This is a genomic window from Streptomyces specialis, assembly GCF_001493375.1.
In the GTDB taxonomy this organism is placed as follows: domain Bacteria; phylum Actinomycetota; class Actinomycetes; order Streptomycetales; family Streptomycetaceae; genus Streptomyces; species Streptomyces specialis.
Window position 1 is genome coordinate 474,920 of record NZ_LN929897.1, and the last position, 22,976, is coordinate 497,895.

21 protein-coding genes are annotated in these 22,976 nt (G+C 73.4%); 12 read left to right on the plus strand and 9 right to left on the minus strand.

Features of this window, described 5'->3' with window-relative positions; translation table 11 throughout:
* The first annotated feature begins 71 nt into the window (after nucleotides 1-71).
* Genes BN2279_RS24895 through BN2279_RS24905 form a run of 3 tightly spaced genes read left to right on the plus strand, consistent with a single transcriptional unit; the run spans nucleotide 72 to nucleotide 1,605 of the window.
* On the plus strand, nucleotides 72-497 hold the full coding sequence (locus tag BN2279_RS24895; RefSeq protein ID WP_059013649.1) for an SRPBCC family protein: 426 nt from the start codon (nucleotides 72-74) through the stop codon (nucleotides 495-497).
* Between the two features lie 20 nt (nucleotides 498-517).
* Complete coding sequence (locus BN2279_RS24900) at nucleotides 518-1,087, plus strand: helix-turn-helix domain-containing protein (RefSeq protein WP_059013284.1); 570 nt, start codon at nucleotides 518-520, stop codon at nucleotides 1,085-1,087.
* A complete protein-coding gene (locus BN2279_RS24905; protein ID WP_059013285.1) occupies nucleotides 1,084-1,605 on the plus strand; it encodes a GNAT family N-acetyltransferase in 522 nt (173 codons plus the stop codon). Before BN2279_RS24900 ends, BN2279_RS24905 begins: the two co-directional genes overlap by 4 nt.
* 31 nt (nucleotides 1,606-1,636) lie before the next feature.
* Here BN2279_RS24905 and BN2279_RS24910 read toward each other — a convergent pair whose 3' ends face one another.
* The 3 genes from BN2279_RS24910 to BN2279_RS24920 all read right to left on the minus strand — a co-directional run bounded on the left by BN2279_RS24910 (nucleotide 1,637) and on the right by BN2279_RS24920 (nucleotide 6,598).
* On the minus strand, nucleotides 1,637-3,340 hold the full coding sequence (locus BN2279_RS24910) for a BCCT family transporter (protein WP_059013286.1): 1,704 nt from the start codon (nucleotides 3,338-3,340) through the stop codon (nucleotides 1,637-1,639).
* A 301-nt stretch (nucleotides 3,341-3,641) separates the two neighbouring features.
* Entirely contained in the window at nucleotides 3,642-4,565 is a 924-nt protein-coding gene (locus BN2279_RS24915) for a hypothetical protein (RefSeq protein WP_059013287.1), read from the minus strand.
* Nucleotides 4,562-6,598: a PEP/pyruvate-binding domain-containing protein gene (locus BN2279_RS24920; protein WP_059013288.1), complete on the minus strand. Its 2,037-nt coding sequence runs from the start codon at nucleotides 6,596-6,598 to the stop codon at nucleotides 4,562-4,564. Before BN2279_RS24920 ends, BN2279_RS24915 begins: the two co-directional genes overlap by 4 nt.
* Before the next feature lie 266 nt (nucleotides 6,599-6,864).
* Between BN2279_RS24920 and recD2 the strand changes: the two genes are divergently transcribed.
* Both recD2 and BN2279_RS24930 read left to right on the plus strand, forming a co-directional pair.
* On the plus strand, nucleotides 6,865-9,099 hold the full coding sequence (recD2, locus tag BN2279_RS24925) for an SF1B family DNA helicase RecD2 (protein ID WP_059013289.1): 2,235 nt from the start codon (nucleotides 6,865-6,867) through the stop codon (nucleotides 9,097-9,099).
* 136 nt (nucleotides 9,100-9,235) lie between these two features.
* Nucleotides 9,236-10,561 carry a citrate synthase gene (locus BN2279_RS24930; RefSeq protein ID WP_407702302.1) on the plus strand — a complete coding sequence of 442 codons (1,326 nt, stop codon included), beginning with the start codon at nucleotides 9,236-9,238 and terminating at the stop codon, nucleotides 10,559-10,561.
* Nucleotides 10,562-10,806: 245 nt separating this feature from the next.
* On the opposite strand, the gene BN2279_RS24935 is transcribed toward BN2279_RS24930, so the two are convergent.
* Nucleotides 10,807-11,073 carry a heavy-metal-associated domain-containing protein gene (locus BN2279_RS24935; RefSeq protein ID WP_059013291.1) on the minus strand — a complete coding sequence of 89 codons (267 nt, stop codon included), beginning with the start codon at nucleotides 11,071-11,073 and terminating at the stop codon, nucleotides 10,807-10,809.
* A gap of 195 nt (nucleotides 11,074-11,268) precedes the next feature.
* On the opposite strand from BN2279_RS24935, the gene BN2279_RS24940 reads away from it, so the two are divergent.
* Nucleotides 11,269-11,871: a DedA family protein gene (locus tag BN2279_RS24940; RefSeq protein ID WP_059013292.1), complete on the plus strand. Its 603-nt coding sequence runs from the start codon at nucleotides 11,269-11,271 to the stop codon at nucleotides 11,869-11,871.
* Here the strand turns inward: BN2279_RS24940 and BN2279_RS24945 are convergent.
* The 5 genes from BN2279_RS24945 to iolC all read right to left on the minus strand — a co-directional run bounded on the left by BN2279_RS24945 (nucleotide 11,831) and on the right by iolC (nucleotide 17,049).
* Nucleotides 11,831-12,031, minus strand: coding sequence for a MerR family transcriptional regulator (locus BN2279_RS24945; RefSeq protein WP_059013293.1), 201 nt, complete (start codon nucleotides 12,029-12,031; stop codon nucleotides 11,831-11,833). The two genes, BN2279_RS24940 and BN2279_RS24945, sit on opposite strands and share 41 nt — an antisense overlap.
* 236 nt (nucleotides 12,032-12,267) lie before the next feature.
* A complete protein-coding gene (iolD, locus tag BN2279_RS24950) occupies nucleotides 12,268-14,157 on the minus strand; it encodes a 3D-(3,5/4)-trihydroxycyclohexane-1,2-dione acylhydrolase (decyclizing) (RefSeq protein WP_059013294.1) in 1,890 nt (629 codons plus the stop codon).
* Nucleotides 14,154-15,074, minus strand: coding sequence for a 5-deoxy-glucuronate isomerase (gene iolB / locus BN2279_RS24955; protein WP_059013295.1), 921 nt, complete (start codon nucleotides 15,072-15,074; stop codon nucleotides 14,154-14,156). The genes iolD and iolB overlap by 4 nt, the downstream gene beginning before the upstream one ends.
* A 77-nt stretch (nucleotides 15,075-15,151) precedes the next feature.
* Entirely contained in the window at nucleotides 15,152-16,030 is an 879-nt protein-coding gene (locus BN2279_RS24960; RefSeq protein ID WP_059013296.1) for a Cgl0159 family (beta/alpha)8-fold protein, read from the minus strand.
* Complete coding sequence (iolC, locus tag BN2279_RS24965; protein WP_059013297.1) at nucleotides 16,027-17,049, minus strand: 5-dehydro-2-deoxygluconokinase; 1,023 nt, start codon at nucleotides 17,047-17,049, stop codon at nucleotides 16,027-16,029. Before iolC ends, BN2279_RS24960 begins: the two co-directional genes overlap by 4 nt.
* A gap of 206 nt (nucleotides 17,050-17,255) precedes the next feature.
* Between iolC and BN2279_RS24970 the strand changes: the two genes are divergently transcribed.
* From BN2279_RS24970 to BN2279_RS24995, 6 genes are read left to right on the plus strand one after another with little or no spacing between them, the layout of a single operon-like run.
* The gene (locus BN2279_RS24970) at nucleotides 17,256-18,263 is read left to right on the plus strand and encodes a substrate-binding domain-containing protein (protein WP_059013298.1); all 1,008 of its coding nucleotides are present in this window, start codon (nucleotides 17,256-17,258) and stop codon (nucleotides 18,261-18,263) included.
* A 5-nt stretch (nucleotides 18,264-18,268) separates the two neighbouring features.
* Nucleotides 18,269-19,351 (plus strand): ABC transporter permease, encoded by a 1,083-nt coding sequence (locus tag BN2279_RS24975; protein WP_199827792.1) that lies wholly within the window; start codon nucleotides 18,269-18,271, stop codon nucleotides 19,349-19,351.
* Nucleotides 19,348-20,190: an ATP-binding cassette domain-containing protein gene (locus BN2279_RS24980; RefSeq protein ID WP_059013300.1), complete on the plus strand. Its 843-nt coding sequence runs from the start codon at nucleotides 19,348-19,350 to the stop codon at nucleotides 20,188-20,190. The genes BN2279_RS24975 and BN2279_RS24980 overlap by 4 nt, the downstream gene beginning before the upstream one ends.
* Nucleotides 20,174-21,076: a sugar phosphate isomerase/epimerase family protein gene (locus BN2279_RS24985; protein ID WP_059013650.1), complete on the plus strand. Its 903-nt coding sequence runs from the start codon at nucleotides 20,174-20,176 to the stop codon at nucleotides 21,074-21,076. Before BN2279_RS24980 ends, BN2279_RS24985 begins: the two co-directional genes overlap by 17 nt.
* Nucleotides 21,077-21,115: 39 nt before the next feature.
* Nucleotides 21,116-22,141: a Gfo/Idh/MocA family protein gene (locus BN2279_RS24990; protein WP_059013301.1), complete on the plus strand. Its 1,026-nt coding sequence runs from the start codon at nucleotides 21,116-21,118 to the stop codon at nucleotides 22,139-22,141.
* 52 nt (nucleotides 22,142-22,193) lie between these two features.
* Nucleotides 22,194-22,931 (plus strand): GntR family transcriptional regulator, encoded by a 738-nt coding sequence (locus BN2279_RS24995; protein WP_079032482.1) that lies wholly within the window; start codon nucleotides 22,194-22,196, stop codon nucleotides 22,929-22,931.
* The last annotated feature ends 45 nt before the right edge of the window (nucleotides 22,932-22,976 follow it).

Consider the following 22,976-nt stretch of genomic DNA (forward strand, 5'->3'; position numbering starts at 1 on the left):
ATGAGTTTCCGGCGGAGGCGTGGTCTGTCCCGGTGTCGAGACACGTACCGGAGCACAGGGAGATGACGGTCATGAGCGGAACGACGACGGGGTACACGCTGACGCGGGAGCTGGACGCGCCGGTGGCGGAGGTGTGGGACGCCTGGACGCTGCGGGAGCGGTTCGCGCAGTGGTTCGGGGCGCCGCTGCCGTCCGTGGAGCTGGACGTGCGGCCGGGCGGGGCGTGGCGGGCGACGCTGGTGACGCCGGACGGCGGCGAGTTCCCGATGACCGGGACCTATCCCGTGGTGGAGGCGCCCCGGCGGCTGGTGACGTCCATGGACGTCCCGGGCCGGGCGGAGCCCGCGCTGCTGGACATGGAGCTGGCGGAGCTGGACGGCGGCCGGCGGACGCGGTTGGTCCTCACGCAGGAGTGCGAGTCGGCGGAGGAGTGCGCGGCGGCGGAGGAGGGGAGCCGGATGCTGCTCGACAGTCTCGCGCTGCACCTCGCTCCCTGATCTGGGATACCCTCTCGCATATGAGAGACGGTACGTCCCTCGACGCCCGGCTGGCCGAGCGGCTGGCCGGGCTCCGGGGTGAACACGGATGGTCGCTGGACGAGTTGGCCGAGCGCAGCGGCGTGAGCCGTTCGACGTTGTCGCGGCTGGAGCGGGGCGAGATCAGCCCGACGGCCGCGCTGCTCGGCAAGCTCTGTTCCGTCTACGGGCGGACCATGTCGCGGCTGCTGATGGAGGTCGAGCGGGAGCCGTTCGGGGTGGTGCGGGCGGCGCGGCAGGCGGTGTGGCGGGACGAGGAGGCCGGCTTCGTCCGGCGGTCGGTGTCCCCGCCGCACGCCGGGCTGCGCGGCGAGGTGATCGAGGGGGTGCTGGAGCCGGGCGCGGACGTGCCGTACGACGGGCCGCCGGTCCCCGGGCTCGAACATCACGTCTGGGTGCTGGCGGGCGGCCCGCTGGAGATCCGGGTGGGGGACGAGGACCACCGGCTCGCGGCCGGGGACTGCCTGCGGTTCCGGCTCTGGGGCGCCTCGCGGTACCGGTGCCCCGGCCCCGATCCGGTGCGGTACGCGGTCGTGGTGGTGCTGCCGTGAGGACGGTACGGCTGGCCGCCGGGGAACTGCCCAGGCTGGCGGAGCTGGTGGTGGACGCGGTGGAGAGCGGGGCGTCCGTCGGTTTTCTGCGGCCCTTCACGGCCGGGGAGGCGGCGGCGTGGTGGGCCGGGCACGCGGCGGCCGTCGCGGCGGGCCGGATGGCCGTCTGGGCGGCGGTGGACGGGGACGGGCGGTGGATCGGGACCGTTTCCCTGGTCTTCGAGCAGAAGCCGACCGGGCGGCACCGCGCCGAGATCGTCAAGCTGCTGGTGCACAGCGCGGCACGGCGGCGGGGGGTCGCCCGCGCGCTGCTGGCCGTGGCGGAGCGGGCCGCCGCCGACGCCGGGGTGACGCTGCTGATGCTCGACACGGAGAAGGACAGCGGCGCGGAGCGCCTGTACCGGTCGGAGGGATGGATCAAGTTCGGCGAGGTGCCCGGTCACGCGGCCGACCCGGACGGCGTGCCCCGGCCGACCAGCTTCTACCGCAAGGACCTGCCGGCCGCCGTCGCGCCCTGACCCGGGGAGGCGGCGCCGGAGCGGTCGCGGGTCACCGTTCCGGCGGTGGCTTCTCCGGGTGCGTCGAGCTGATGTCGATCTCGCCCGTGCCGGGGCCGATGCGGATCTCGAAGTCGCCCGCGTACCGCTCGTGGCCCGCGATGACCGCCATCTCCACGGCCTCCTCCGCCTGCTCGCCGCGCACGATGACCGTGTCCTGGCGCAGGTCGCGCATGAGGGCCGCGCCGAGGCCGATCAGGACCAGGGTGAACGGCACGGCGGCGAGGATCGTCAGGTTCTGGAGGCCGTCCAGGGCGTCGGACCCGCCGCCGCCGATGAGCAGCATGACGGCGGCGACGGCGCCGGTGACCACGCCCCAGAACACGACGATCAGGTGGTGCGGCGTGAGCGTGCCGTGCTGCGACAGCGTTCCCATGACGATCGAGGCCGCGTCCGCGCCGGAGACGAAGAAGATGCCGACCAGGACCATGACCAGCACGGTCGTCAGGCTCGCCAGCGGGTATTCCTGGAGAACGGTGAACAGCCGTCCCTCCGTGGTGGCCTCGTCCGTGATGCCCGCGCCGCGCGCCTCCAGGCGCATCGCGGTGCCGCCGAAGACGGTGAACCACAGCAGGCTGACGGCGCTGGGCACCAGGATCACGCCGCCGACGAACTGCCGGATCGTCCGGCCCCGGCTGATGCGGGCGATGAACATGCCGACGAACGGCGTCCAGGAGATCCACCAGGCCCAGTAGAAGACCGTCCAGCTCGACAGCCAGCCTCCGATGTCCTCGCCCCCGCTGGCCTCGGTGCGGGCGGCCATGCCGGGGAGGGCGTCGAGGAAGGAGCCGACCGAGGTCGGGACGAGATCGAGGATCAGCACGGTCGGGCCGGCGACGAAGAGGAAGACGGCCAGCAGCCCGGCCAGCACCATGTTGATGTTGGACAGCCACTGGATGCCCTTGTCGATGCCCGAGACGGCCGACAGCACGAAGGCCGCGGTCAGCACGGCGATGATCACGACGAGGACACCCGTCGCGACCTCCGACATCCAGCCCAGGTGCTCGGCCCCGCCGCCGATCTGGAGGGCGCCGAGGCCGAGGGAGGCGGCGGAGCCGAAGAGGGTGGCGAAGATGGCCAGGATGTCGATGACGCGGCCGGCCGGGCCGTTCGCGCGCCGCGCGCCCATCAGCGGGGTGAAGACGGCGCTGATGGTCTGCCGGCGTCCGCGCCGGAACGCGCTGTAGGCGATGGCCAGGCCCGCCACCGCGTAGATCGCCCAGGGGTGGACGGTCCAGTGGAAGAGGGTGGTGGCCATCGCCGTGGCCATGCGCTCACCGGTGTCCAGCGGCGCGGTGCCGGGCGGCGGGGTGGCGAAGTGGCTGAGCGGCTCGCTCACGCCGTAGAACATCAGGCCGATGCCCATGCCGGCGCTGAACATCATCGCCACCCAGGACACCGTGCGGAACTCGGGCTCCTCGCCCTCCTCGCCCAGGGTGACCCGGCCGTAGCGGCTGATGGCGAGCCAGAGGGCGAAGACGACGAGGCCGGAGGAGACGAGGACGAACACCCAGCCGGCGTTGTGGATGACGCTGTCGAGCGCGTCGGCGGAGACGTCGGCGAGCGAGTCGGTGGCGAGGCAGCCCCAGAGCACGAAGGCGAGGGTCAGCGCGGCGGCGACGCCGAAGACGACACGGTCGGTCCGCGGCTTCCCCGGTGCCGGCCGCCCGGACCTGGTCGTCTCCAAACCGTGCATGGCGTCTCCCGGCCCTTTCGTCCGTGCCGGCGTCTGTGCGAGCGGCATGCAGCATCGTAAGGGGTGAACGGTACGGAGCCGGGCGAAAGGTGCGAAAGGGGTGGGGAGGGTGTCGCACGCCGGCTCCCGCGCCGGGTCGCGGCACGGAGCCGGCCATGCCCGGTGCGGGCCAAGGGCGTTGCCGGAACGGCCGACGGCGCGCGAGCCCGCCGGGCCTGCGGGAATCGGCGGGGCCGGGGCGCTCACGGCGAGGGCCCCGGCGGGGTGACCGGCGATCGGGGTGCTCGGCGCGGGTCTGGCGTCAGCCGGTCTCTATGGAGCCGGTGCCGAGGACATGGAGCTGGACGCGGTCCACGCCGGCGTCCTCCAGGCAGCCGCGCAGGCGGAGTTCGTCGTGCTCGCTCAGGGACGGGTGGATCGTCGCCGCGAACAGGCCGTCGTCCAGGGACGTCATCCCGGCCTGGACCAGCGGCACCGCCGTGGCGTCGCGGCAGCGTTCCCACATCTGCTCGGCGGCCAGGGAGGCGCGGGAGGCGTCGACCCCGTTGCCGTCGACGGTGAACAGCAGCGACGTCGCCCGGCTCCCGCCGCGCTCGGGCGGCTGGGTCTCGGTCATCGCCTGGAGCCCGGCGAACAGGCCGGCGCACGCCGCCACCGCCAGGGCCGCGGCCGCCACCCGCCGCACCCGGCCGCGCGGCGGGCCGGAGCCGAGGGCCGGCCGGTCGGGGAGATCGGGCACCGCGCCGTGGAGCCCGCCGGGCGGGGCCGCGAGCGGGGCCAGCCGCCCGGCCAGGCGCCGCCGCGCCGCGGGCCGCACGGTCGCCCGCGCCACGCGCTCCACCACCCAGGCCAGGCCGGACAGCGCCACGCCCGTGGCCATCAGGACCGGCACGAAGACGAACGTCCGCCCCTCGCCGTCGCCCAGCCACGCGAACCGGGGCCCGCCCCCGGCCGGACGGCCGCCGCCCGTCTCGCGGTCGGCCTGGCGGAGCTGCGCGAGGATCTCGTCCTGTCGCCGGTCGCCGTCCTTGATCCGCTGCTCCAGGCGGGAGACACGGTCCAGCGCCGCCAGCCCGAGCAGCAGCACCTCCACGACCAGCAGCAGAACGCCGCACATGATGGCCCGCTGCCACTGCCAGCGGTACAGGTAGATCACCAGATAGAGCGCGGCGCCCGACGCGGCGGCGCCGCCGAAGAGATATCCGGCCAGGCGCGCGCCCCTCATGACGACGCCCCCTGCCCGGCGTGCTCCCGGACGCCGATCTCGCCGGTCGCGCCGTCCAGCAGCAGGCGGGTGCCCGGTGGATAACGGTCCACCGCGCCGGTCGTGCCGGTCACCACCGGGAGCCCCAGCTCGCGGGCCAGCACCGCCAGATGCGACAGCGGGCTGCCGGTCTGCGCGATCAGCCCGGTCAGGAGGGGCAGCAGCGGGGCCAGGGCCGGGTCCAGGTTCCGCACGACCAGCACCGCGTCCCGCGGCGGCTGCCCGGTGCCGTCCCAGGCGCCGCCCTCGGCGCGTCCGCCGGAGACGCCCTGGCCGCCGCGGCCGTCCGCCCGCCCGGGGGCGCGGCGGGCGACGACGGTACCGTCGTCCGCCAGGCGGAACGCGTCCGGCAGCGGCGTCCCCTCCTGGGGCGCCCGCCGCTGCGCCAGGTCGGCCGGCAGCGGGCCGCCCTCCGCGACGGTCACCAGCTCCGGCCAGCGCAGCAGCGCGATCAGGCTCACGTCCACGCTGTGCGCGGCGACTTCGCGGACCAGCGCCACCTGGAACTCCTGCACCCACCTGATCCGCATCCGCAGCGCCTCCCTCGGCGTGGGGGTGCCGGTGCCGGGGCCGGTGCCCGCGACGCCGCGCGCCGGGAGCCGCGGCGGCTCGGTCAGGCTGGGCGGTATCAGGGCGAGCACCTCGGGCCGCGCGGCCACGGTCTGCGCGTCGGTCAGCCCCTCGGCGCGGCCGTGGTGGAGCGCGGCCAGCGCCGCGGCGGCGGCCGTGGAGCCGGGCCGGTCGTCGGTGAGGAGCGCGCCGGCCAGGGCCTCCTGCGCGTGGAGGGCGACGAGGGCGCCGCGGCTCCAGCGCAGGGCGGCGGTCAGGCCGGCCGGGGACAGCGCGGACGGGGGCGGCGCCTCGGACAACTGCCGGTCCACGTCGGCGAGGAGGGCGGTCGCCAGGTGCGGCAGCGACGAGCGCAGCCGGCCCACGCGCCAGGCGGCGCCGAGGCGGCGAGCGGCGGGCAGCGGGTCGAGGAGGGCGAGCCACCGGTGCCGGGGCGGCACCATGCCCAGCAGGGCCAGATCGGCGACGGCGTGCCCGGCGACGGCGGTGACGACGGGCGTGGTGCGCAGCGTGTGCCGGGCGGCGGTGCCGCCGAGGTCGAGGGCGGTCGCCAGGCCGTGGGCCATGGGCACCACCCACAGGTCCTCCTCCAGCGGGCGCAGCAGCCCCGGAAGGGTCTCGGCGACCGGCCCCGGGCCCAGCAGCCGCGCCCGGCGGGCCGGGCGCGGCGCCATGGCGGGGATGGGGCGCGACTGGAACAGCCAGAGCCGGCCGGTCTCCTCGTCGAAGCCGAACTCCATGTCCTGCGGACGGCCGAAGACATGGCGCGTCCGGCGGGCGGGCGTGGTCAGACGGTGCAGCTCCGCGGTGTGGAGCAGGCGGTCCGCCGGGTCGCCCGGCTCGGTGCGCAGCAGCCTGCCGTGCCGCGTGAGGAGGAACTCGGTGCCCGGCCGCTCGCCGCTGACCAGGGTGTCGGGTCCGCCGGGCACCACGCTGACCAGCAGCCGGTCGGTGCGGCCGGCCACCGGGTCGGCGCCGAAGAGCACACCGCCGACGCGGGACCTGACCATCGGCTGGACCAGCACGGCCATGGGCTCCGCCGACGACGCCCGCACGGTGCGCAGGGCGTCGCGGAAGGCGTCCCAGCCGCGTACGTCGAGGACGGAGGTGAACTGGCCGGCCATGGAGGAGTCCTCGGTGTCCTCGGCGGCCGACGACGAGCGCACGATCAGCGGCGTGCTACCGTTGGCGCTCAACTTCCGCCAGGCGTCCCGGAGATCCTGGCCCCGGTGGCTGGTCCCCGGGGGCAGGACCACGAAGCCGGGCAGGACGGGAAGCCCGGCCCCGGCGGCTTCGGCCAGGGATGCGGCCTTGCCTCCGGTCAGTGCCGCGCGTCGTGCGCGCGGGTCGGTGAGTGGGAGGGCGACGCCCGCGGTGGTGGTGCGCGGACCGTCGTCGTTGACCTCGATGTCCTCGGTGTGCATCGTGCGCCTCCTACGATCCCAGGTGCCCTCCGGGGAAGACGCCGGGAGATCCGTCGTTACCTGACAGCGTGGCGCGGTGGGCGGGAAATTCCCCCGGCGCGGAGTGGGCCGGGGCGCACCCGAGAAAAAACAGCATAAGAATGCGGTCTGTCGTGCAACCATTCCGGTCCGTCGTGGGTCTCGTATGGCAGGAGGGGATCGAAGGGCCTGGACCTGGGGGGGCCAGGCCCTTCGGAACTGTCGGAGGCGGCGGCTAACGTCGTCGCATGCCGGACAGCGCGATGGCGGTGCTCGAGGGAGTCCTGGAGCGCATCACCTACGCCAACGAGGAGAACGGGTACACCGTCGCCCGTGTCGACACCGGGCGCGGCGAGGGCGAGTTGCTCACGGTGGTGGGCTCGCTGCTGGGTGCCCAGGTGGGGGAGTCGCTGCGGATGACGGGCCGTTGGGGCTCGCACCCGCAGTACGGCCGCCAGTTCACCGTGGAGAACTACACGACGGTCCTGCCCGCGACCGTGCAGGGCATCCGGCGCTATCTGGGGTCGGGGCTGATCAAGGGCATCGGCCCGAAGACCGCCGAGCGCATCGTGGAGCACTTCGGCACCGAGACGCTGGACGTCATCGAGGCCGACGCGCGGCGGCTGATCGCGGTGCCGGGCCTGGGGCCCAAGCGCACGGCGCTGATAGCGGCGGCGTGGGAGGAGCAGAAGGCCATCAAGGAGGTCATGGTCTTCCTCCAGGGCGTCGAGGTCTCCACGTCGATCGCGGTGCGGATCTACAAGAAGTACGGCGACGCGTCGATCTCCGTGGTGCGGAACCAGCCGTACCGGCTGGCCGCCGAGGTGTGGGGCATCGGGTTCCTGACCGCCGACCGCGTCGCGCGGGCCGTGGGCATCCCGCAGGACAGCCCCGAGCGGGTGAAGGCCGGGCTGCGGTACGCGCTGTCGCAGGCCACGGACCAGGGGCACTGCTTTCTGCCGGAGGAGCGGCTGATCGCGGACGCGGTGAAGCTGCTCCAGGTGGACACGGGCCTGGTGATCGACTGCCTGGGCGAGCTGGCCGGGGAGCCGGAGGGCGTGGTGCGGGAGGCCGTGCCCGATCCCGAGGGCCCCGGCGGTCCCGAGGGGCGGGTGACGGCGGTGTACCTGGTGCCGTTCCACCGCGCCGAGCTGTCGCTGGCCGGGCAGGTGCGGCGGCTGCTGGCGAGCGAGGAGGACCGGCTGGCGGCGTTCCGCGACGTGGACTGGGAGAAGGCGCTGGCGTGGCTGGCGCGGCGGACGGGGGCCGAGCTGGCCCCCGGGCAGGAGCAGGCGGTGCGGCTGGCGCTGACCGAGAAGGTGGCGGTCCTGACGGGCGGCCCCGGGTGCGGGAAGTCGTTCACCGTGCGGTCGGTGGTGGAGCTGGCGCGGGCGAAGCGGGCGAAGGTACTGCTGGCCGCGCCGACCGGCCGGGCGGCGAAGCGGCTGGCGGAGCTGACGGGGGCGGAGGCGTCCACGGTGCACCGGCTGCTGGCGCTGAAGCCGGGCGGGGACGCGGCGTACGACCGGGACCGGCCGCTGGACGCGGATCTGGTGGTGGTGGACGAGGCGTCGATGCTGGACCTGCTGCTGGCGAACAAGCTGGTGAAGGCCGTCGCGCCGGGGGCACACCTGCTGTTGGTGGGGGACGTGGACCAACTGCCGTCGGTGGGCGCGGGCGAGGTGCTGCGCGATCTGCTGGCGCCCGGGGGGCCGGTGCCGGCGGTGCGGCTGACACAGATCTTCCGGCAGGCGCGGGAGTCGGGCGTGGTGACCAACGCGCACCGGATCAACTCCGGGCTGCCGCCGGTGACGCGGGGTCTGTCCGACTTCTTCCTCTTCGTGGAGGACGACACGGAGGAGGCGGGGCGGCTCGCGGTGGACGTGGCGGCCCGCCGTATCCCCGCGAAGTTCGGCCTGGACCCGCGGCGGGACGTGCAGGTGCTGACGCCGATGCACCGGGGCCCGGCGGGCGCCGGGACGCTCAACGGGCTGCTCCAGCAGTCGATCACCCCGGCGCGGCCGGGGCTGCCGGAGAAGCGGTTCGGCGGGCGGGTGTTCCGCGTGGGCGACAAGGTCACGCAGATCCGGAACAACTACGAGAAGGGCGCCAACGGCGTCTTCAACGGCACGGTCGGCGTGGTGACCGGTCTCGACCCCGTCGAACAGCGGCTGACCGTGCGGACGGACGAGGACGAGGAAGTGGGATACGACTTCGCGGAGCTGGACGAGCTGGCCCACGCCTATGCCGTCACCATTCACCGGTCCCAGGGCAGTGAGTATCCGTGTGTGGTCATTCCGGTGACGATGAGCGCCTGGATGATGCTCCAGCGAAATCTTCTGTACACCGCGGTGACACGGGCCAAGCGACTGGTTGTGCTCGTGGGTTCACCACGCGCGCTCGGTCAGGCCGTGCGCGCCGTTTCCGCAGGTCGCCGGTGCACGGCGCTCGACGCGCGACTGGCCGGGGGGATTGTTCCGTAAGGTTACGTAAAGTCCATTTTCTCGCGGCACGGCGTGCCAAATTGCGGTCGGATGGCCGACCCCGAGTGCACATCTTGGCTCCAGATGGGGGACAGTGGAAGGAGTCAGGGCACCTCGAGGAAGAGGCACAACGTCGGTGAGGGATGACGTGAGCGAAAACCGCTACGGCGACAATGCAGACAATGCAGTAGTAGTGCGGTACGGAGACGACGAGTACCGCTACCCGCTGGTGGACAGCACGGTCGGTGACCGGGGCTTCGACATCGGCAAGCTGCGTGCCCAGACCGGTCTGGTGACCCTGGACTCCGGTTACGGCAATACAGCGGCGTGCAAATCGGCCATCACGTACCTGGACGGCGAGAAGGGCATTCTCCGGTACCGGGGGTACCCGATCGAGCAGCTCGCCGAGCACGGCACGTTCCTGGAGACGGCCTATCTGCTCATCCACGGCGAGCTGCCCACGGTGGACGAGCTGGCGAGCTTCCGCAACGAGATCACGCAGCACACGCTGCTGCACGAGGACGTCAAGCGCTTCTACGACGGCTTCCCCCGGGACGCCCACCCGATGGCGATGCTCTCCTCCGTCGTCAGCGCCCTGTCCACGTTCTACCAGGACAGCCACAACCCCTTCGACGAGCGGCAGCGGCACCTCTCCACGATCCGCCTGCTCGCCAAGCTGCCCACGATCGCCGCCTACGCCTTCAAGAAGGCGATCGGCCACCCCCTGGTCTACCCGAGCAACGACCTGGGCTACGTGGAGAACTTCCTGCGGATGACCTTCTCGGTCCCGGCCGAGGAATACGTGGCGGACCCGGTGGTCGCCGGCGCCCTCGACAAGCTGTTCATCCTGCACGCCGACCACGAGCAGAACTGTTCCGCGTCCACCGTGCGGATCGTCGGCTCCTCGCAGGCCAACCTCTTCGTCTCCATCTCCGCGGGCGTCAACGCCCTGTGGGGCCCCCTCCACGGCGGCGCCAACGCGGCCGTGCTGGAGATGCTGGAGGCGATCCAGAAGGAGGGCGGCGACGTCGACTCCTTCATCCGCAAGGTGAAGAACAAGGACTCGGGCGTCCGCCTCATGGGCTTCGGGCACCGCGTCTACAAGAGCTTCGACCCCCGGGCGAAGATCATCAAGGCGGCGGCGCACGACGTCCTCTCCGCCCTCGGCAAGTCCGACGAACTGCTGGACATCGCCCTGGCGCTGGAGGAGCGCGCGCTGAGCGACGACTACTTCGTCTCGCGCAACCTCTACCCGAACGTCGACTTCTACACCGGCCTGATCTACCGGGCCATGGGCTTCCCGACCAGCATGTTCACCGTGCTGTTCGCGCTGGGCCGGCTGCCCGGCTGGATCGCCCAGTGGCACGAGATGATCACCGACCCGAGCACCCGCATCGGCCGCCCGCGCCAGGTCTACACGGGCGTCGTGGAGCGCGACTACAAGCCGGTCGAGCAGCGCTAGGAAGCACTCCGATGATGTGACGCGGGTCACATCATTTGGTGTGCAACCTTTGATGGAGCTGTGGGTCTAACCGTTCAGAGTTGGCGCGGATTCGGCTGGATCCACGCCGACAGTCGTCCAGCCGGGGTCCCGTGGGGGGACGCTCTGAGCAGGACGACAGGAAGCGCCCCGCGCCGGGCCCTGTGGGGGGACCCGCCGCCGGGGCGCTTTCCCGTTTTCCCTCCCCCGCCCCCCTGGCGTCGTGGTCAGGCGCGGCCGATCAGCTCGTAGCCGGCCTCGTCGACCGCGGCGCGGACCGCTTCGTCGTCGAGCGGGGCCTCGGCGGTGACGGTCACCAGGCCGGTGGTCGCGACGGCGGTCACCCCCGTCACGCCCGGGAGGGCCCCCACCTCGGCGGTGACGGCGCCCTCGCAGTGGCCGCAGGTCATGCCCGAGACCTTGTAGGTCGTGGTGCTCATGGCGTCTGCCTCGATTCTCGGCTCTTCTCCGGCCCTGTGCCGGTGTGTGCGCATCCGCGGGGATGTACCCCACTGGGGTATGAGGCTACCGGGGCGTCAGGGTCCGTGTCGCGGCGCCCCTAGGGGTAACCCGGTGTGGTCCCGGGAATGAGCCAAGTGCCCTTTCGTGTTCACCGCTCAACGTGTCAGCTTTGCCTTACAGGTTGGGGACCGGGTAGCGACCCGAGGCGACGGAACGGGGATTTCGGCATGGACGGCGCACTGTGGATGTACGTCCTGCTGGCGCTGACGACCGCTCCGCCGCTGGTGCCGAACGCGGCGTTGATAGCGTCCGCGGGCGCGCTCGCCGAGGCGGGCGAACTGAGCCTGGGGCTCGTCCTGTTGGTCGTCGCCGTCAGCGCCCTGGCGGGCGACGCCGCGGTGTACGGCATCGGGCGGCTGGCCGGCGGACGGGTCGTCCGGTGGCTGACCCGCACCTCCCGCCGCGAGGCGGTCCTCGCCTGGACGTCCGGCCGGTTCCGCACCCACGGCGTGCCGTTCGTCGTCGGCGTCCGGTTCCTGCCCAGCGGGCGGCTGGTCGGCGGCCTCACCGCCGCCGTCGTCCGGTTCGGGTCCGGGCGTTACCTGCTGGGCGCCGGACTCGCCGAGATCGTCTGGGCGTCCTACAGCGTCGCCCTCGGCTACTGGGGCGGCTCCGCTCTGGGCGGCACCTGGTCGGCGCTGCTCGTCGGCCTCGGCGTCTCGCTGCTCGTCGCGGGCGTGGCCCAGTTGGCGAGCAGAGCCGGCCGGGCGGAGCCGCCCTCCGGCGGGCTCAGTCCCGCCGCCCACCCCGATGGCCCGGCCGGCGGCTGACCCACTTCTTGATCGTGTCCGGGTACCAGAACGGCCGCCCGTTCTCCACCACGTCCGGCGGCGGCAGCAGCCCGTGCTTGCGATAGGAGCGCACGGTGTCCGGCTGCACCTGGATATGCGCGGCGATCTCCTTGTACGACCAGAGTCCGCGATCCGTCAACTCTTCGCACCTCCTCGGAAACCCGCTGTGAGACGGGGTGATGACCGGTGGTCACCGATCCTGTGCCCGGTGAACGACGGGGTGGGAGTGGCGCATGGGTCTGTTGACCATCTGTGACGGGCAAGGCGCGTAACGGTGACGGCTGTCGCGGAACCCTGACGATCCGTGACGCCGCGGCAGGTGTGCGTCACCGGTTCCGTGGGAAGTCCGGGCCGGCGCCGCGTCGGGGTGCGGTCTCACAGGTGGCGGCGGCGGGCGGCCGACCGGCGTTCGTACTCCGCGCGGGCCGCCCGCGCCGCCGGGCGGGTGGCGGTCGCCGCCACCGGCACGTCCCACCACGCCTGCGCGGGCGGGGCGGTGGGCCCTGCGGCGGTGTCCGTCTCGACGGGGACGCACACGGGCCGGTCGAGGGCGCGCGCCGCCGCGAGGGCCTCGCGCAGCTCGCGGCAGGTCGTGGCGCGGAACACCGTCAGGCCGAGCGAGGCGGCGTTGGCGGCGAGGTCCACCGGCAGCGGGTCGCCGGTGTAGGAGCCGTCGGGCGCGCGGAACCGGTAGGCGGTGCCGAACCGTTCGGCTCCGGTCTCCTCCGACAGGCCGCCGATGGAGGCGTATCCGTGGTTCTGGACGAGCAACACCTTGATGCTCACGCCCTCCTGGACGGCGGTGACCAGCTCGGTCGGCATCATCAGATAGGTGCCGTCGCCGACCAGCGCCCACACCGGGCGGCCGGGGGCGGCCAGGCGCACGCCGATGGCGCCCGGGATCTCGTACCCCATGCAGGAGTACCCGTACTCCAGGTGGTACTGGCGCGGTGACCGGGCCCGCCACAGCTTGTGCAGGTCGCCGGGGAGGGAGCCGGCCGCGTTGACGATGATGTCGTCGTCGCCGACGACCGCGTCCAGCGCGCCGATCACCTCGGTCTGGGTGGGGCGGGCGTCCGGGGCGCGGGGGGTGAGGGCCGCGTCCACCACCCGGTCCCAACGGGCCTTGCCCGCGCGGTACTCGGCGGCGTACCCGGGGTCGACGCGGTGCCCGGCGAGGGCGCCTCTCAGCGCGGTGAGGCCGGCGCGGGCGTCGGCGACCAGGGCCAGGCCGCCGAGCTTGTGCGCGTCGGCGGGGGAGACGGTGAGGTTGACGAAGCGGACCCCGGGCGCGGCGAAGAGGGTGCCGGAGGCGGTGGTGAAGTCGGTGTACCGGGTGCCGACGCCGATCACCAGATCCGCGGCGCGGGCCAGGTCGTCGGCCACCGCCGTGCCGGTGTGGCCGACGCCGCCCACGTCGCAGGGGTGGTCGTGGCGCAGGGATCCCTTCCCGGCCTGGGTGGACGCCACCGGGATGCCGGTCGCGTCGGCCAGGGCGCGCAGCGCGTCCTCCGCCTCGCTGTGGTGCACCCCGCCGCCCGCGATCAGCAGCGGGCGGCGGGCGGCCCGGACGGCCCGGACGGCGGCGGCGAGCGCGTCGGGGTCCGGGACGGCCCGGGGCACGCGCCAGACGCGTTCGGCGAGGAACGCGGCCGGCCAGTCGTACGCCTCGGTCTGCACGTCCTGCGGCAGCGCGAGGGTCACCGCGCCGGTCTCGACCGGGTCGGCCAGCACCCGCGCGGCGGCGAGGGCGGCGGGGATCAGCGCCTCGGGCCGGTGAACCCGGTCGAACCACCGACTGACCGGGCGCAGCGCGTCGTTGACGGACACGTCGCCCGCCAGGGGGTGTTCGAGCTGCTGGAGCACCGGATCGGCGGGGCGGGTGGCGAACGCGTCGCCCGGCAGCAGGAGTGCGGGCAGCCGGTTGACGGTGGCCAGGGCGGCGCCGGTGACGAGGTTGGTGGCGCCGGGGCCGATGGAGGTGGTCACGGCCTGGGCGGAGAGGCGGTTGCGCTGGCGGGCGAAGCCGACGGCGGCGTGCACCATGGCCTGTTCGTTGCGGCCCTGGCGGAACGGGAACGGGGCGCCGGGCCCCTGGCCGCTCTCGACCAGCGCCTGCCCGATCCCGGCGACGTTGCCGTGGCCGAAGATCCCCCAGCAGGAGTCGATCAACCGGTGCCGTACGCCGTCCCGTTCGGTGAACTGGTGCGCCAGGAAGCGGATCAGGGCCTGCGCGACGGTGAGTCGGACGTGCTGCTCGGTCATGGGCGGGCCTCCGGTGCCAGGGGGAGCAGCCGAGGGTCGGGCGGCTGCTCCGCCCAGGTGTCCCTGATCCAGGCGTGGTCGGGGTGATCGCTGATGAGCCACTGGCGTTCGGCGTCGGGCCCGGCCATCACGTTGAGGTAGTACAAGGTGTGGCCGGGGGTGGCGATGGCCGGACCGTGCCAGCCGTCGGGGATCAACACGACGTCACCGGTGCGTACTTCGGCCAGCAGATCGGTGCCGGTGCCCCGGCCGGAGGGCGTCACCCGCTGGTAGCCCACGCCCTGGGCGCCGCCCGGCGCGGGCGCGACCTCGTAGTAGTAGATCTCCTCCAGCCGCGACTCCTCGCCGGGGCGGGACTCGTCGTGCTTGTGCGGGGGGTAGGAGGACCAGTTCCCGCCGGGGGTGATGACCTCGACGGCGATCAGCCGGTCCGCCTCGAAGACGTCGGCCGCCGCGAAGTTCCGCACCTGGCGGGTGCAGGGCCCGGCGCCGCGCAGCTCGACGGGGACGGCCCCGGCGTCGCCCCGGCGGGCGGGCAGCCGGTGGGCGCACCGCGCCCCGGCCAGGGCGAACCGGCCGCCGCCGGGGGAGGAGACGGTCGCCTCGGCGTCGCGCGGCACGTAGGCGAAGTCGCTGACGCCCGCGAAGACGTCGGCCCGGCCGCGCAGGGCGAACGCGGCGTGCTCGCCGGGCACGGTCACCGCGCAGCTCCCGGCCAGCGGCAGCACGATCCACTCGCTGTCCCCGGTGCGGAACGTGTGGTCCGCTCCGGCGGCGAGGGGCAGCACGCGCAGCGAGGAGAAGCCCCAGCCGGCGCTCTCGGGCGAGACGGCGAGGCTGTACGGGCCGGCGGCGGCCGAACCGGCGGGCAGGTGGTGGCGGGAGCCGGGGTCCGGCTCTCCGGGGCTGGTGGTCATGGGCGGCGGTCGCTCCTCCTCGGTCGTCACAGCTTCTCGGTCGTCACGGGTCCTCGGTCGTCACAGCTCCTCGCTCGTCACAGCAGTCCGGCGGCGGTGTCCACGGCGCCCGCCACGTCGTCGTCGGCCGGGTAGAGCAGGGAGCGCCCGGCGACGAGGCCCCGCACGGTGGGCAGGCGCAGCGCCTCGCGCCACCGCTCGAAGGTGGTGTCCCGGTCGTGGCCGGTGTCGCCGCCGAGGAGCACGGCGGGCAGGGTGGAGGTCTCCATCACGCGTCCCATCTGCTCGGCGTCCGCGGTGACCGGCACCTTGAGCCAGGTGTAGGCCGAGGTGCCGCCGAGGCCGGAGGCGATGGCGATGGACGTGGCGACCGCCTCGGCGCTCAGGTCGGTGCTCACTTTGCCGCCCACCCGGCGGCAGAGGAAAGGCTCCACGAAGACGGGCAGGCGGCGTTCGGCCATCTCGTCGATGGCGCGGGCGGTGGCGTGGAGGGTGGTGAGCGAGCCGGTGTCGGCGTAGTCGATGCGGAGCAGCAGCTTCCCGCCGTCGAAACCGAGCCGCTGGAGGGACTCGGCGCGGTGGCCGGTGAAGCGGTCGTCGAGTTCGAAGGCGGCGCCGGCCAGGCCGCCCCGGTTCATCGAGCCGATGGCGAGTCTGCGGTCCAGCGCGCCGAGCAGCAGCAGGTCGTCCAGGATGTCGGCGGTGGCGAGGACCCCGTCGACGCCGGGGCGGGAGAGGGCGAGCGTCAGGCGTTCCAGCAGATCGGCGCGGTCGGCCATGGCGAGCCTGCGGTCCCCGACGCCGAGCGCGCCGCGCGCCGGGTGGTCGGCGGCGACGATCAACAGGCGGCCGTGCTCGCCCAGGAACGGGCGGCGGCGCCGGCGGGCGGCGGCCTCGGCGATGGCCTCGGGGTGCCGGGCGCGCACGGTGGTGATCTCGGAGACGCTGATGCTCAACTGGGCTCTCCTGACGGTGGGGTGGAGCCGGGGGGCGGGCCGGTGGCGGTGGCGAGGAGGGCGTCGACCTCGGCGGCGTGGGGCATGGCGGCCGAGCAGGCGAGCCGTCCGGCGACGATGGCGCCGGCCGCGTTGGCGTAGCGGATCACGCGGTCCTGTGCCCAGTCGGCCAGCAGCCCGTGGCAGAGCGCCCCGCCGAACGCGTCGCCCGCGCCGAGGCCGTTGACCACCTCGACGGGGTGCGGGGGCACCTCGGTCACGGTGCCGTCGCGGTCCACGGCCAGGACGCCGGCCGGTCCGCGCTTGACGACGGCCAGCCGTACGCCCGCGTCGAGCAGGGCCTCGGCGCAGGCGCGGGGCTCGCGTTCGCCGGTGGCGCCCTCGCCCTCGGCGAGGTTGCCGACCGCGACGGTCGCGTGGGCGAGTGCCTCGCGGTAGGGGGCGCGGGCCCGCGCGGCGGAGCCGGCCGGCCAGAACATGGGCCGCCAGTCGAGGTCGAAGACGGTGGCGACCTGGCCGGGTCGGGCCTCGGCGCGGCGGGCGGCGAGGGCGGTGAGGGTCGCGGCGCGGCTGGGCTCGGCGCACAGTCCGGTGCCGGTCATCCAGAAGACGCGGGCCGACGCGATGGCCGCCAGGTCGAGTTCGTGCGGGTGGATGATCAAGTCGGGTGCCGTGGGGCGGCGGTAGAAGTACAGCGGGAAGTCGTCGGGCGGGAAGATCTCGCAGAACGTGACGGGCGTCGGGTGGTCCGGCACTTCGGTCACCCAGCGGTCGTCCACGCCGAACTCCCGCAGCGCGCGACGGCAGTAGACGCCGAACGGGTCCCGCCCGGTGCGGGTGACGACCGCGACCGAACGGCCGAGGCGGGCGGCGGCGACGGCCACATTGGTGGGGGAGCCGCCGAGGAACTTCCCGAAGGTCTCGACATCCGCGAGCGGTACTCCCGTCTGGAGCGGGTAGATGTCCACCCCGACGCGTCCCATGGTGATGACGTCGAACGGTCCGGCTGGTCCGGCCATGACGGCGTCCCTTCGGCGGATCGGCGGGTCGGTGGATCGGCTGGTCACCGTGGAACACCTCTCAGATGTAATGCCGGACCGCATCCCTGTCAACAATTTGTCCTGACATATGGACAATAGGGCTTGTGGTGGGCAGTATCGTCCCGACCAGCGACGCGTGGTGTCGTGGTGTCTCTCAGCTCTCACAGCGAAGTGGGGTCCGGACGATGAACACCTCCCGGTACGCCGTGCCGGTGGCGGCCTGCGCCCTCGGGGCGCTGCTGCTGTCCGCCTGCACCAGCGACACGGGCGGCCGGCGCGCCCAGGAGGCCGCCGAGGACGCGGCGAACGCCATGGGCCAGGCCGACACGGCACGGATGAAGGTCGCGCTGATCACCCACGGCGGGACCGGCGACACCTTCTGGGACACCGTCCGGGCGGGCGCCGAGGACGCCGCCTACAAGAGCAACGCCGAGCTGGTCTACGCCGGCGACGCCGAGGTCTCCGGGCAGGCGGCCCTCATCGAGAACGCCGTCGACCAGGACGTGGACGGCATCGCGGTGTCCCTCCCCGACCCCGAGGCCCTCGCCGACGCCGTCCGGCGGGCCGAGGAGGCGGGCATCCCGGTCGTCGGCCTCAACTCCGGGATGGACGCCTGGCGGGAGCTGGGCCTGCTCTCCTACTTCGGCCAGGACGAACGCCTGACGGGCGAGGCGTTCGGCGAGCGGCTCAACGCGGCCGGGGCCGGGCACGCCGTCTGCGTCATCCACGAGCAGGGCCACGTCGACCAGGAGGCGCGCTGCGCGGGCGTGGCCGAGACGTTCGAGGGGGAGAGCGAGATCCTCTACGTGGACGGTACCGACATGCCGTCGGTGCGCTCCACCATCGAGGCCAAGCTGCGGCAGGAGTCCTCGATCGACTACGTGGTGGCGCTGGGGGCCCCGTTCGCGCTGGCCGCCGTGGGCTCGGTGGACGACGCGGGCAGCGAGGCGCGGATAGCCACCTTCGACCTCAACGCCGAGCTGGTGACGGCGATCGAGAACGGGGACATCGAGTTCGCCGTCGACCAGCAGCCCTACCTCCAGGGCTATCTGGCGATCGACGCGCTGTGGCTCTTCCACACCAACGGCAATTTCAGCGGCGGCGGCGTCCAACCCGTGCTCACCGGACCGGCGTTCGTGGACGCGGAGAACATCGAGGAGATCGCCGCGTTCGCCGGGAACGGCACGAGGTGAGCCGCGTGAACCGCGCCGCCGCGCCCGCCGGCTCCGATGCCCCGCCCGCCGGCTCCCTCGGCCGGGAGGGCCGTGCCCGCCGCCTGCTGGCCCGTCCCGAAACGGGCGTGCTGATCGGCGCGTTGGCGGTCTACGTCCTCTTCTACGCCGCCGCCCCGGCCTTCCGGCAGCTCGACTCGCTGTCCACCGTGCTCTACCAGTCGTCCACGCTCGGCATCGTGGGCCTGTCCGTGGCACTGCTGATGATCGGCGGCGAGTTCGACCTGTCGGCGGGCGTCGCCGTCGTCTCCTCGGCGCTGACCGCGAGCATGGTCGCCTTCCAGCTCACCCTCAACGTGTGGACGGGCGTGCTCGTCGCCCTCGTGCTCTCCCTGGCGATCGGCGCGTTCAACGGCGTGATGCTGGTGCGGACCGGGCTGCCCAGCTTCCTGATCACGCTGGGGACGTTCCTGATGCTCCAGGGCCTCAACCTCGCCCTCACCAAGGCGATCACCGGAACCGTGGCGACCGACTCCATCAGCGACATGGAGGGCTTCGACCAGGCCAGGAACGTCTTCTCGGCGACCCTCACGGTCGGCGGCACCGATGTGCGGATCACCGTGCTGTGGTGGATCGGCTTCGCCTGTCTGGCGACCTGGGTGCTGCTGCGCACCAAGTACGGCAACTGGATCTTCGCCGTGGGCGGCGGGCAGGAGAGCGCGCGGGCGGTCGGGGTGCCGGTCGCGTTCGTCAAGATCAGCCTGTTCATGCTGGTCGGGTTCACGGCGTGGTTCGTCGGCATGCACCAGCTCTTCGCGTTCAACACCGTCCAGTCGGGCGGCGGCGTCGGCAACGAGCTGCTGTACATCGCGGCGGCCGTCATCGGCGGCTGTCTGCTCACCGGCGGCTACGGCTCCGTCTTCGGGCCGGTGGTGGGCGCGTTCCTGTTCGGGATGGTCTCCCAGGGCATCGTCTACGCGGACTGGGACCCCGACTGGTTCATGTTCTTCCTGGGCGCGGTGCTGCTGCTCGCCACGCTGCTCAACCTCTCGGTGCGCCGGCGGGCCACGGCCGTCCGGCGGACGCGCGGGAAGGCGGGGCGGGCATGACGGCCGGCACCGTTCCCCCGCTGGTCGAACTGGCCGGGGTCGGCAAGAGTTACGGGCCCGTCCGGGCGCTGAGCGATGTCCGGCTCACCGTGCGCGCGGGCGAGGTGGCGTGCGTGCTCGGTGACAACGGCGCGGGCAAGTCCACCCTCATCAAGATCATCACCGGTCTCCACCGGCCCGACGAGGGCGAGTTCCGCGTCGACGGCGAGCCGGTCCGGCTCTCCGGGCCGCGCGCCGCGCTCGGCCTGGGCATCGCCGCCGTCCACCAGGACCTGGCCACCGTGCCGTTGATGCCGGTCTGGCGGAACTTCTTCCTCGGCTCCGAACTCACGCGCGGGCGCGGGCCGTTCCAGCGGCTGGACATCGCCCGCATGAAGCGGACCGCCGACGCGGAGCTGCGCGGGATGGGCATCGTGCTGGACGACCTGGACCAGCCCGTCGGTTCGCTCTCCGGCGGCCAGCGGCAGTCCGTCGCCATCGCCCGCGCCGTGCACTTCGGCGCCCGGGTGCTGGTGCTGGACGAGCCCACGGCGGCGCTGGGCGTCAAGCAGTCCGGTGTGGTGCTGAAGTACATCGTGGCGGCGCGGGAACGTGGCCTGGGCGTCGTCTTCATCACGCACAATCCGCACCACGCCTATCTGGTCGGCGACCACTTCACGGTGCTGCGGCTGGGCGCCGTGGAGCTGAGCGCGGCGCGCGGCGCGGTGTCCCTGGAGGAGTTGATCACCCGCATGGCGGGCGGCGCCGAACTGGCGGCGCTGCGGCACGAATTGGGCCAGGCCGCCGGTGGCGGCGCCGGGGCCGGGCCGGGGGAGGACGGCGATGACGCGGGTACTTGACCGCATCCGGGTCGGCTCGGCACCGGACTCGTGGGGCGTGTGGTTCGCCGACGATCCGCGGCAGGTCCCCTGGGAGCGTTTCCTCGACGAGGTCGCCGAGGCCGGCTATCCGTGGATCGAACTGGGCCCCTACGGGTATCTGCCCACCGACCCCGCCCGGCTCCGCGACGAACTGGACCGCCGCGCGCTGCGGATCTCCGCCGGGACGGTCTTCGCCGCCCCGCACCGGGGACCCGCCGTCTGGGACGCGACCTGGGAGCACGTGGCCCGGGTCGCGGCGCTCACCCGGGCGACGGGCGGCGGGCATCTGGTGGTGATCCCCGAGTTCTGGCGCGACCCGCTGACCGGCGAACTGACGGACGAACGCCGCCTGACGCCCTCGGCCTTCGCGGACCTGGCGGCGGGCATGGAGCGCATCGGGCGGCGCGTGCGGGAGGAGTTCGGCCTGCGGGTCGTCGTCCACCCGCACGCCGACACGCACTTGGAGGGCGAGGCGAGCGTCACCCGCTTCCTGGACGCCACCGACCCGGCCTCGGTGGCCCTGTGCCTGGACACCGGGCACTACGCCTACTGCGGCGGGGACAGCCTCCGGCTCATCGAGACCTACGGCGAGCGCATCGGCTATCTCCACCTCAAGCAGATCGATCCGGTGATCCTGGCCGAAGTGGTGGCCCGGGGGCTGCCGTTCGGCTCGGCGGTGCGGCGCGGCGTGATGACCGAGCCGCCGGGCGGGGTCCCGGCGCTGCCGCCCGTCCTGGCGGCGGCGCAGAACCTGGGCGTCGAACTCTTCGCCATCGTGGAACAGGACATGTACCCCTGCCCGCCCGACCGGCCGCTGCCCGTGGCCCGCCGTACCCGTCGCTTCCTGGCGTCGTGCGGGGCATGAGCCCCGTCCGGACCACGCGAGCGAGCTGAGGAGTCCCGCATGACGAACGCCACCGGAGGGCGGCTCGGGGTCGCCGTGATCGGCGCCGGGATGATGGGCGCCGACCATGTGCGCCGCATCGACGAGGTGATCAGCGGCGCCCGGGTGGCCGCCGTCGCCGACATCGACGAGGCGCGCGCCCAGGACATGGCCGCCGGGATCGACGGCTGCGGCGCCTATACCGACCCGGTCGCGGCGATGTCCGCGCCCGGCGTGGACGCGGTGCTGATCGCCTCCCCCGGCGTCGCGCACGAGGCGGCGCTGCTCGCCGCTCTCGAACGGGACCTGCCGGTGCTGTGCGAGAAGCCGCTGACCACGGGCAGCGAGAGCGCGCTGCGGGTGCTGGAGGCCGAACTCCGCCTGGGACACCGGCGGATACAGGTCGGGTACATGCGGCGGTACGACGCCGAGTACCTCCAGCTCAAGGCGCTGCTGGACAGCGGCGAACTGGGTCGCCCGCTGATGCTGCACTGTCGCCACCGCAACGTGTCCGTCCACCGGTACTTCACGGACGAGATGCTGATCAACGACTCGGTTTCGCACGAGTTCGACGCGGCGCGCTGGCTGCTGGGCCAGGAGATCACGGCCGTCCAGGTGCTGCGCCCGACGCCGAACGGGCACGCCCCGGCGGGGCTCGGGGACCCGCAGTTCGTCGTCTTCGAGACCGACGCGGGCGCGGTCGTGGACGTGGAGATCTTCGTGACCAGCGGGTTCGGCTATCAGGTACAGGCCGAGGCGGTGTGCGAGCGCGGCACCGCGCGGATCGGTGAGGCGCACGGCCTGATGACGAACGTGAACGGCCGGTGGGGCGGCGCCATCGCGCCCGACTTCCTCGCCCGCTTCACCGCCGCCTACGACCGCGAGGTGCGGGCGTGGGTGGACGCGACGCGGCGCGGCCGGGTCACCGGGCCCGGCACCTGGGACGGTTACGCGGTCGCCGCGGCCTGCGAGGCCGGGATCGAGGCCCAGCGGACGGGCCGGCGGGTGCCGGTCCGCATGATCGATCGGCCGCCCTTCTTCTCCTGACGGTGGTTGTCATGGGGTGGCGGTAGGCTCCGAACGTGGGAAGGAGGACCCGGTGGATGTGGCGTTTCGCATCGACCGCACCAGCCCGGTGCCGCTGTACTTCCAGTTGTCCCAGCAGCTCGAAAAGGCCATCGAGCACGGCAAGTTGCCTCCCGGCACCCTCCTGGGGAACGAGATAGAGCTCGCCGGACGGCTCGGCCTGTCCCGTCCGACGGTCCGTCAGGCCATCCAGGCGCTCGTCGAGAAGGGCCTGTTGGTGCGCCGCCGGGGCGTGGGCACCCAGGTCGTGCACAGCCAGGTCCGGCGCCCGCTCGAACTCAGCAGTCTCTACGAGGACTTGGAAGCCGCCGGCCTGCGGCCCACCACCCGGGTCCTGGACTGTTCCCTGGTGCCGGCCCCCGGCGAGGTGGCCGCGGCCCTCGGTGTGCCGGAGGGCGCGGAGGTGCACCGCATCGAGCGCCTCCGTCTCACGCACGACGACCCCATCGCCTACCTGCGGAACTTCCTGCCGCCGCGCACGTTGGAGCCGACCGCCGCCGAGCTGGAGGCCACCGGGCTGTACCGGCTGATGCGGGCCTCCGGCACCACCCTGCACAGCGCCCGCCAGTCGATCGGCGCCCGCGCGGCCTCCCGGGAGGAGGCGGAGCTGCTGTGCGAGCCGAAGGGTGCGCCGCTGCTGAGCATGCGGCGCACCACGTTCGACGACACCGGCCGCGCCGTCGAGTTCGGCTCGCACCTGTACCGGGCCTCGCGTTACACGTTCGAGCACCAGCTCCTCATCCGCCCGTAGGGGCTTGTGTGAACCCCCGAGAACGCCGGTTGGCGATCGCGTTGC

Coding starts and splice junctions, on each gene's coding strand:
- iolD (WP_059013294.1), bottom strand. CDS start 14,157: ATGACCGAGCAGCACGTCCGACTCACCGTCGCGCAGGCCCTGATCCGC.
- BN2279_RS24900 (WP_059013284.1), top strand. CDS start 518: ATGAGAGACGGTACGTCCCTCGACGCCCGGCTGGCCGAGCGGCTGGCC.
- BN2279_RS24895 (WP_059013649.1), top strand. CDS start 72: ATGAGCGGAACGACGACGGGGTACACGCTGACGCGGGAGCTGGACGCG.
- BN2279_RS24970 (WP_059013298.1), top strand. CDS start 17,256: ATGAACACCTCCCGGTACGCCGTGCCGGTGGCGGCCTGCGCCCTCGGG.
- BN2279_RS24985 (WP_059013650.1), top strand. CDS start 20,174: ATGACGCGGGTACTTGACCGCATCCGGGTCGGCTCGGCACCGGACTCG.
- BN2279_RS24990 (WP_059013301.1), top strand. CDS start 21,116: ATGACGAACGCCACCGGAGGGCGGCTCGGGGTCGCCGTGATCGGCGCC.
- BN2279_RS24920 (WP_059013288.1), bottom strand. CDS start 6,598: ATGCACACCGAGGACATCGAGGTCAACGACGACGGTCCGCGCACCACC.
- BN2279_RS24940 (WP_059013292.1), top strand. CDS start 11,269: ATGGACGGCGCACTGTGGATGTACGTCCTGCTGGCGCTGACGACCGCT.
- BN2279_RS24980 (WP_059013300.1), top strand. CDS start 19,348: ATGACGGCCGGCACCGTTCCCCCGCTGGTCGAACTGGCCGGGGTCGGC.
- recD2 (WP_059013289.1), top strand. CDS start 6,865: ATGCCGGACAGCGCGATGGCGGTGCTCGAGGGAGTCCTGGAGCGCATC.
- BN2279_RS24915 (WP_059013287.1), bottom strand. CDS start 4,565: ATGAGGGGCGCGCGCCTGGCCGGATATCTCTTCGGCGGCGCCGCCGCG.
- iolB (WP_059013295.1), bottom strand. CDS start 15,074: ATGACCACCAGCCCCGGAGAGCCGGACCCCGGCTCCCGCCACCACCTG.
- iolC (WP_059013297.1), bottom strand. CDS start 17,049: ATGGCCGGACCAGCCGGACCGTTCGACGTCATCACCATGGGACGCGTC.
- BN2279_RS24910 (WP_059013286.1), bottom strand. CDS start 3,340: ATGCACGGTTTGGAGACGACCAGGTCCGGGCGGCCGGCACCGGGGAAG.
- BN2279_RS24935 (WP_059013291.1), bottom strand. CDS start 11,073: ATGCGCACACACCGGCACAGGGCCGGAGAAGAGCCGAGAATCGAGGCA.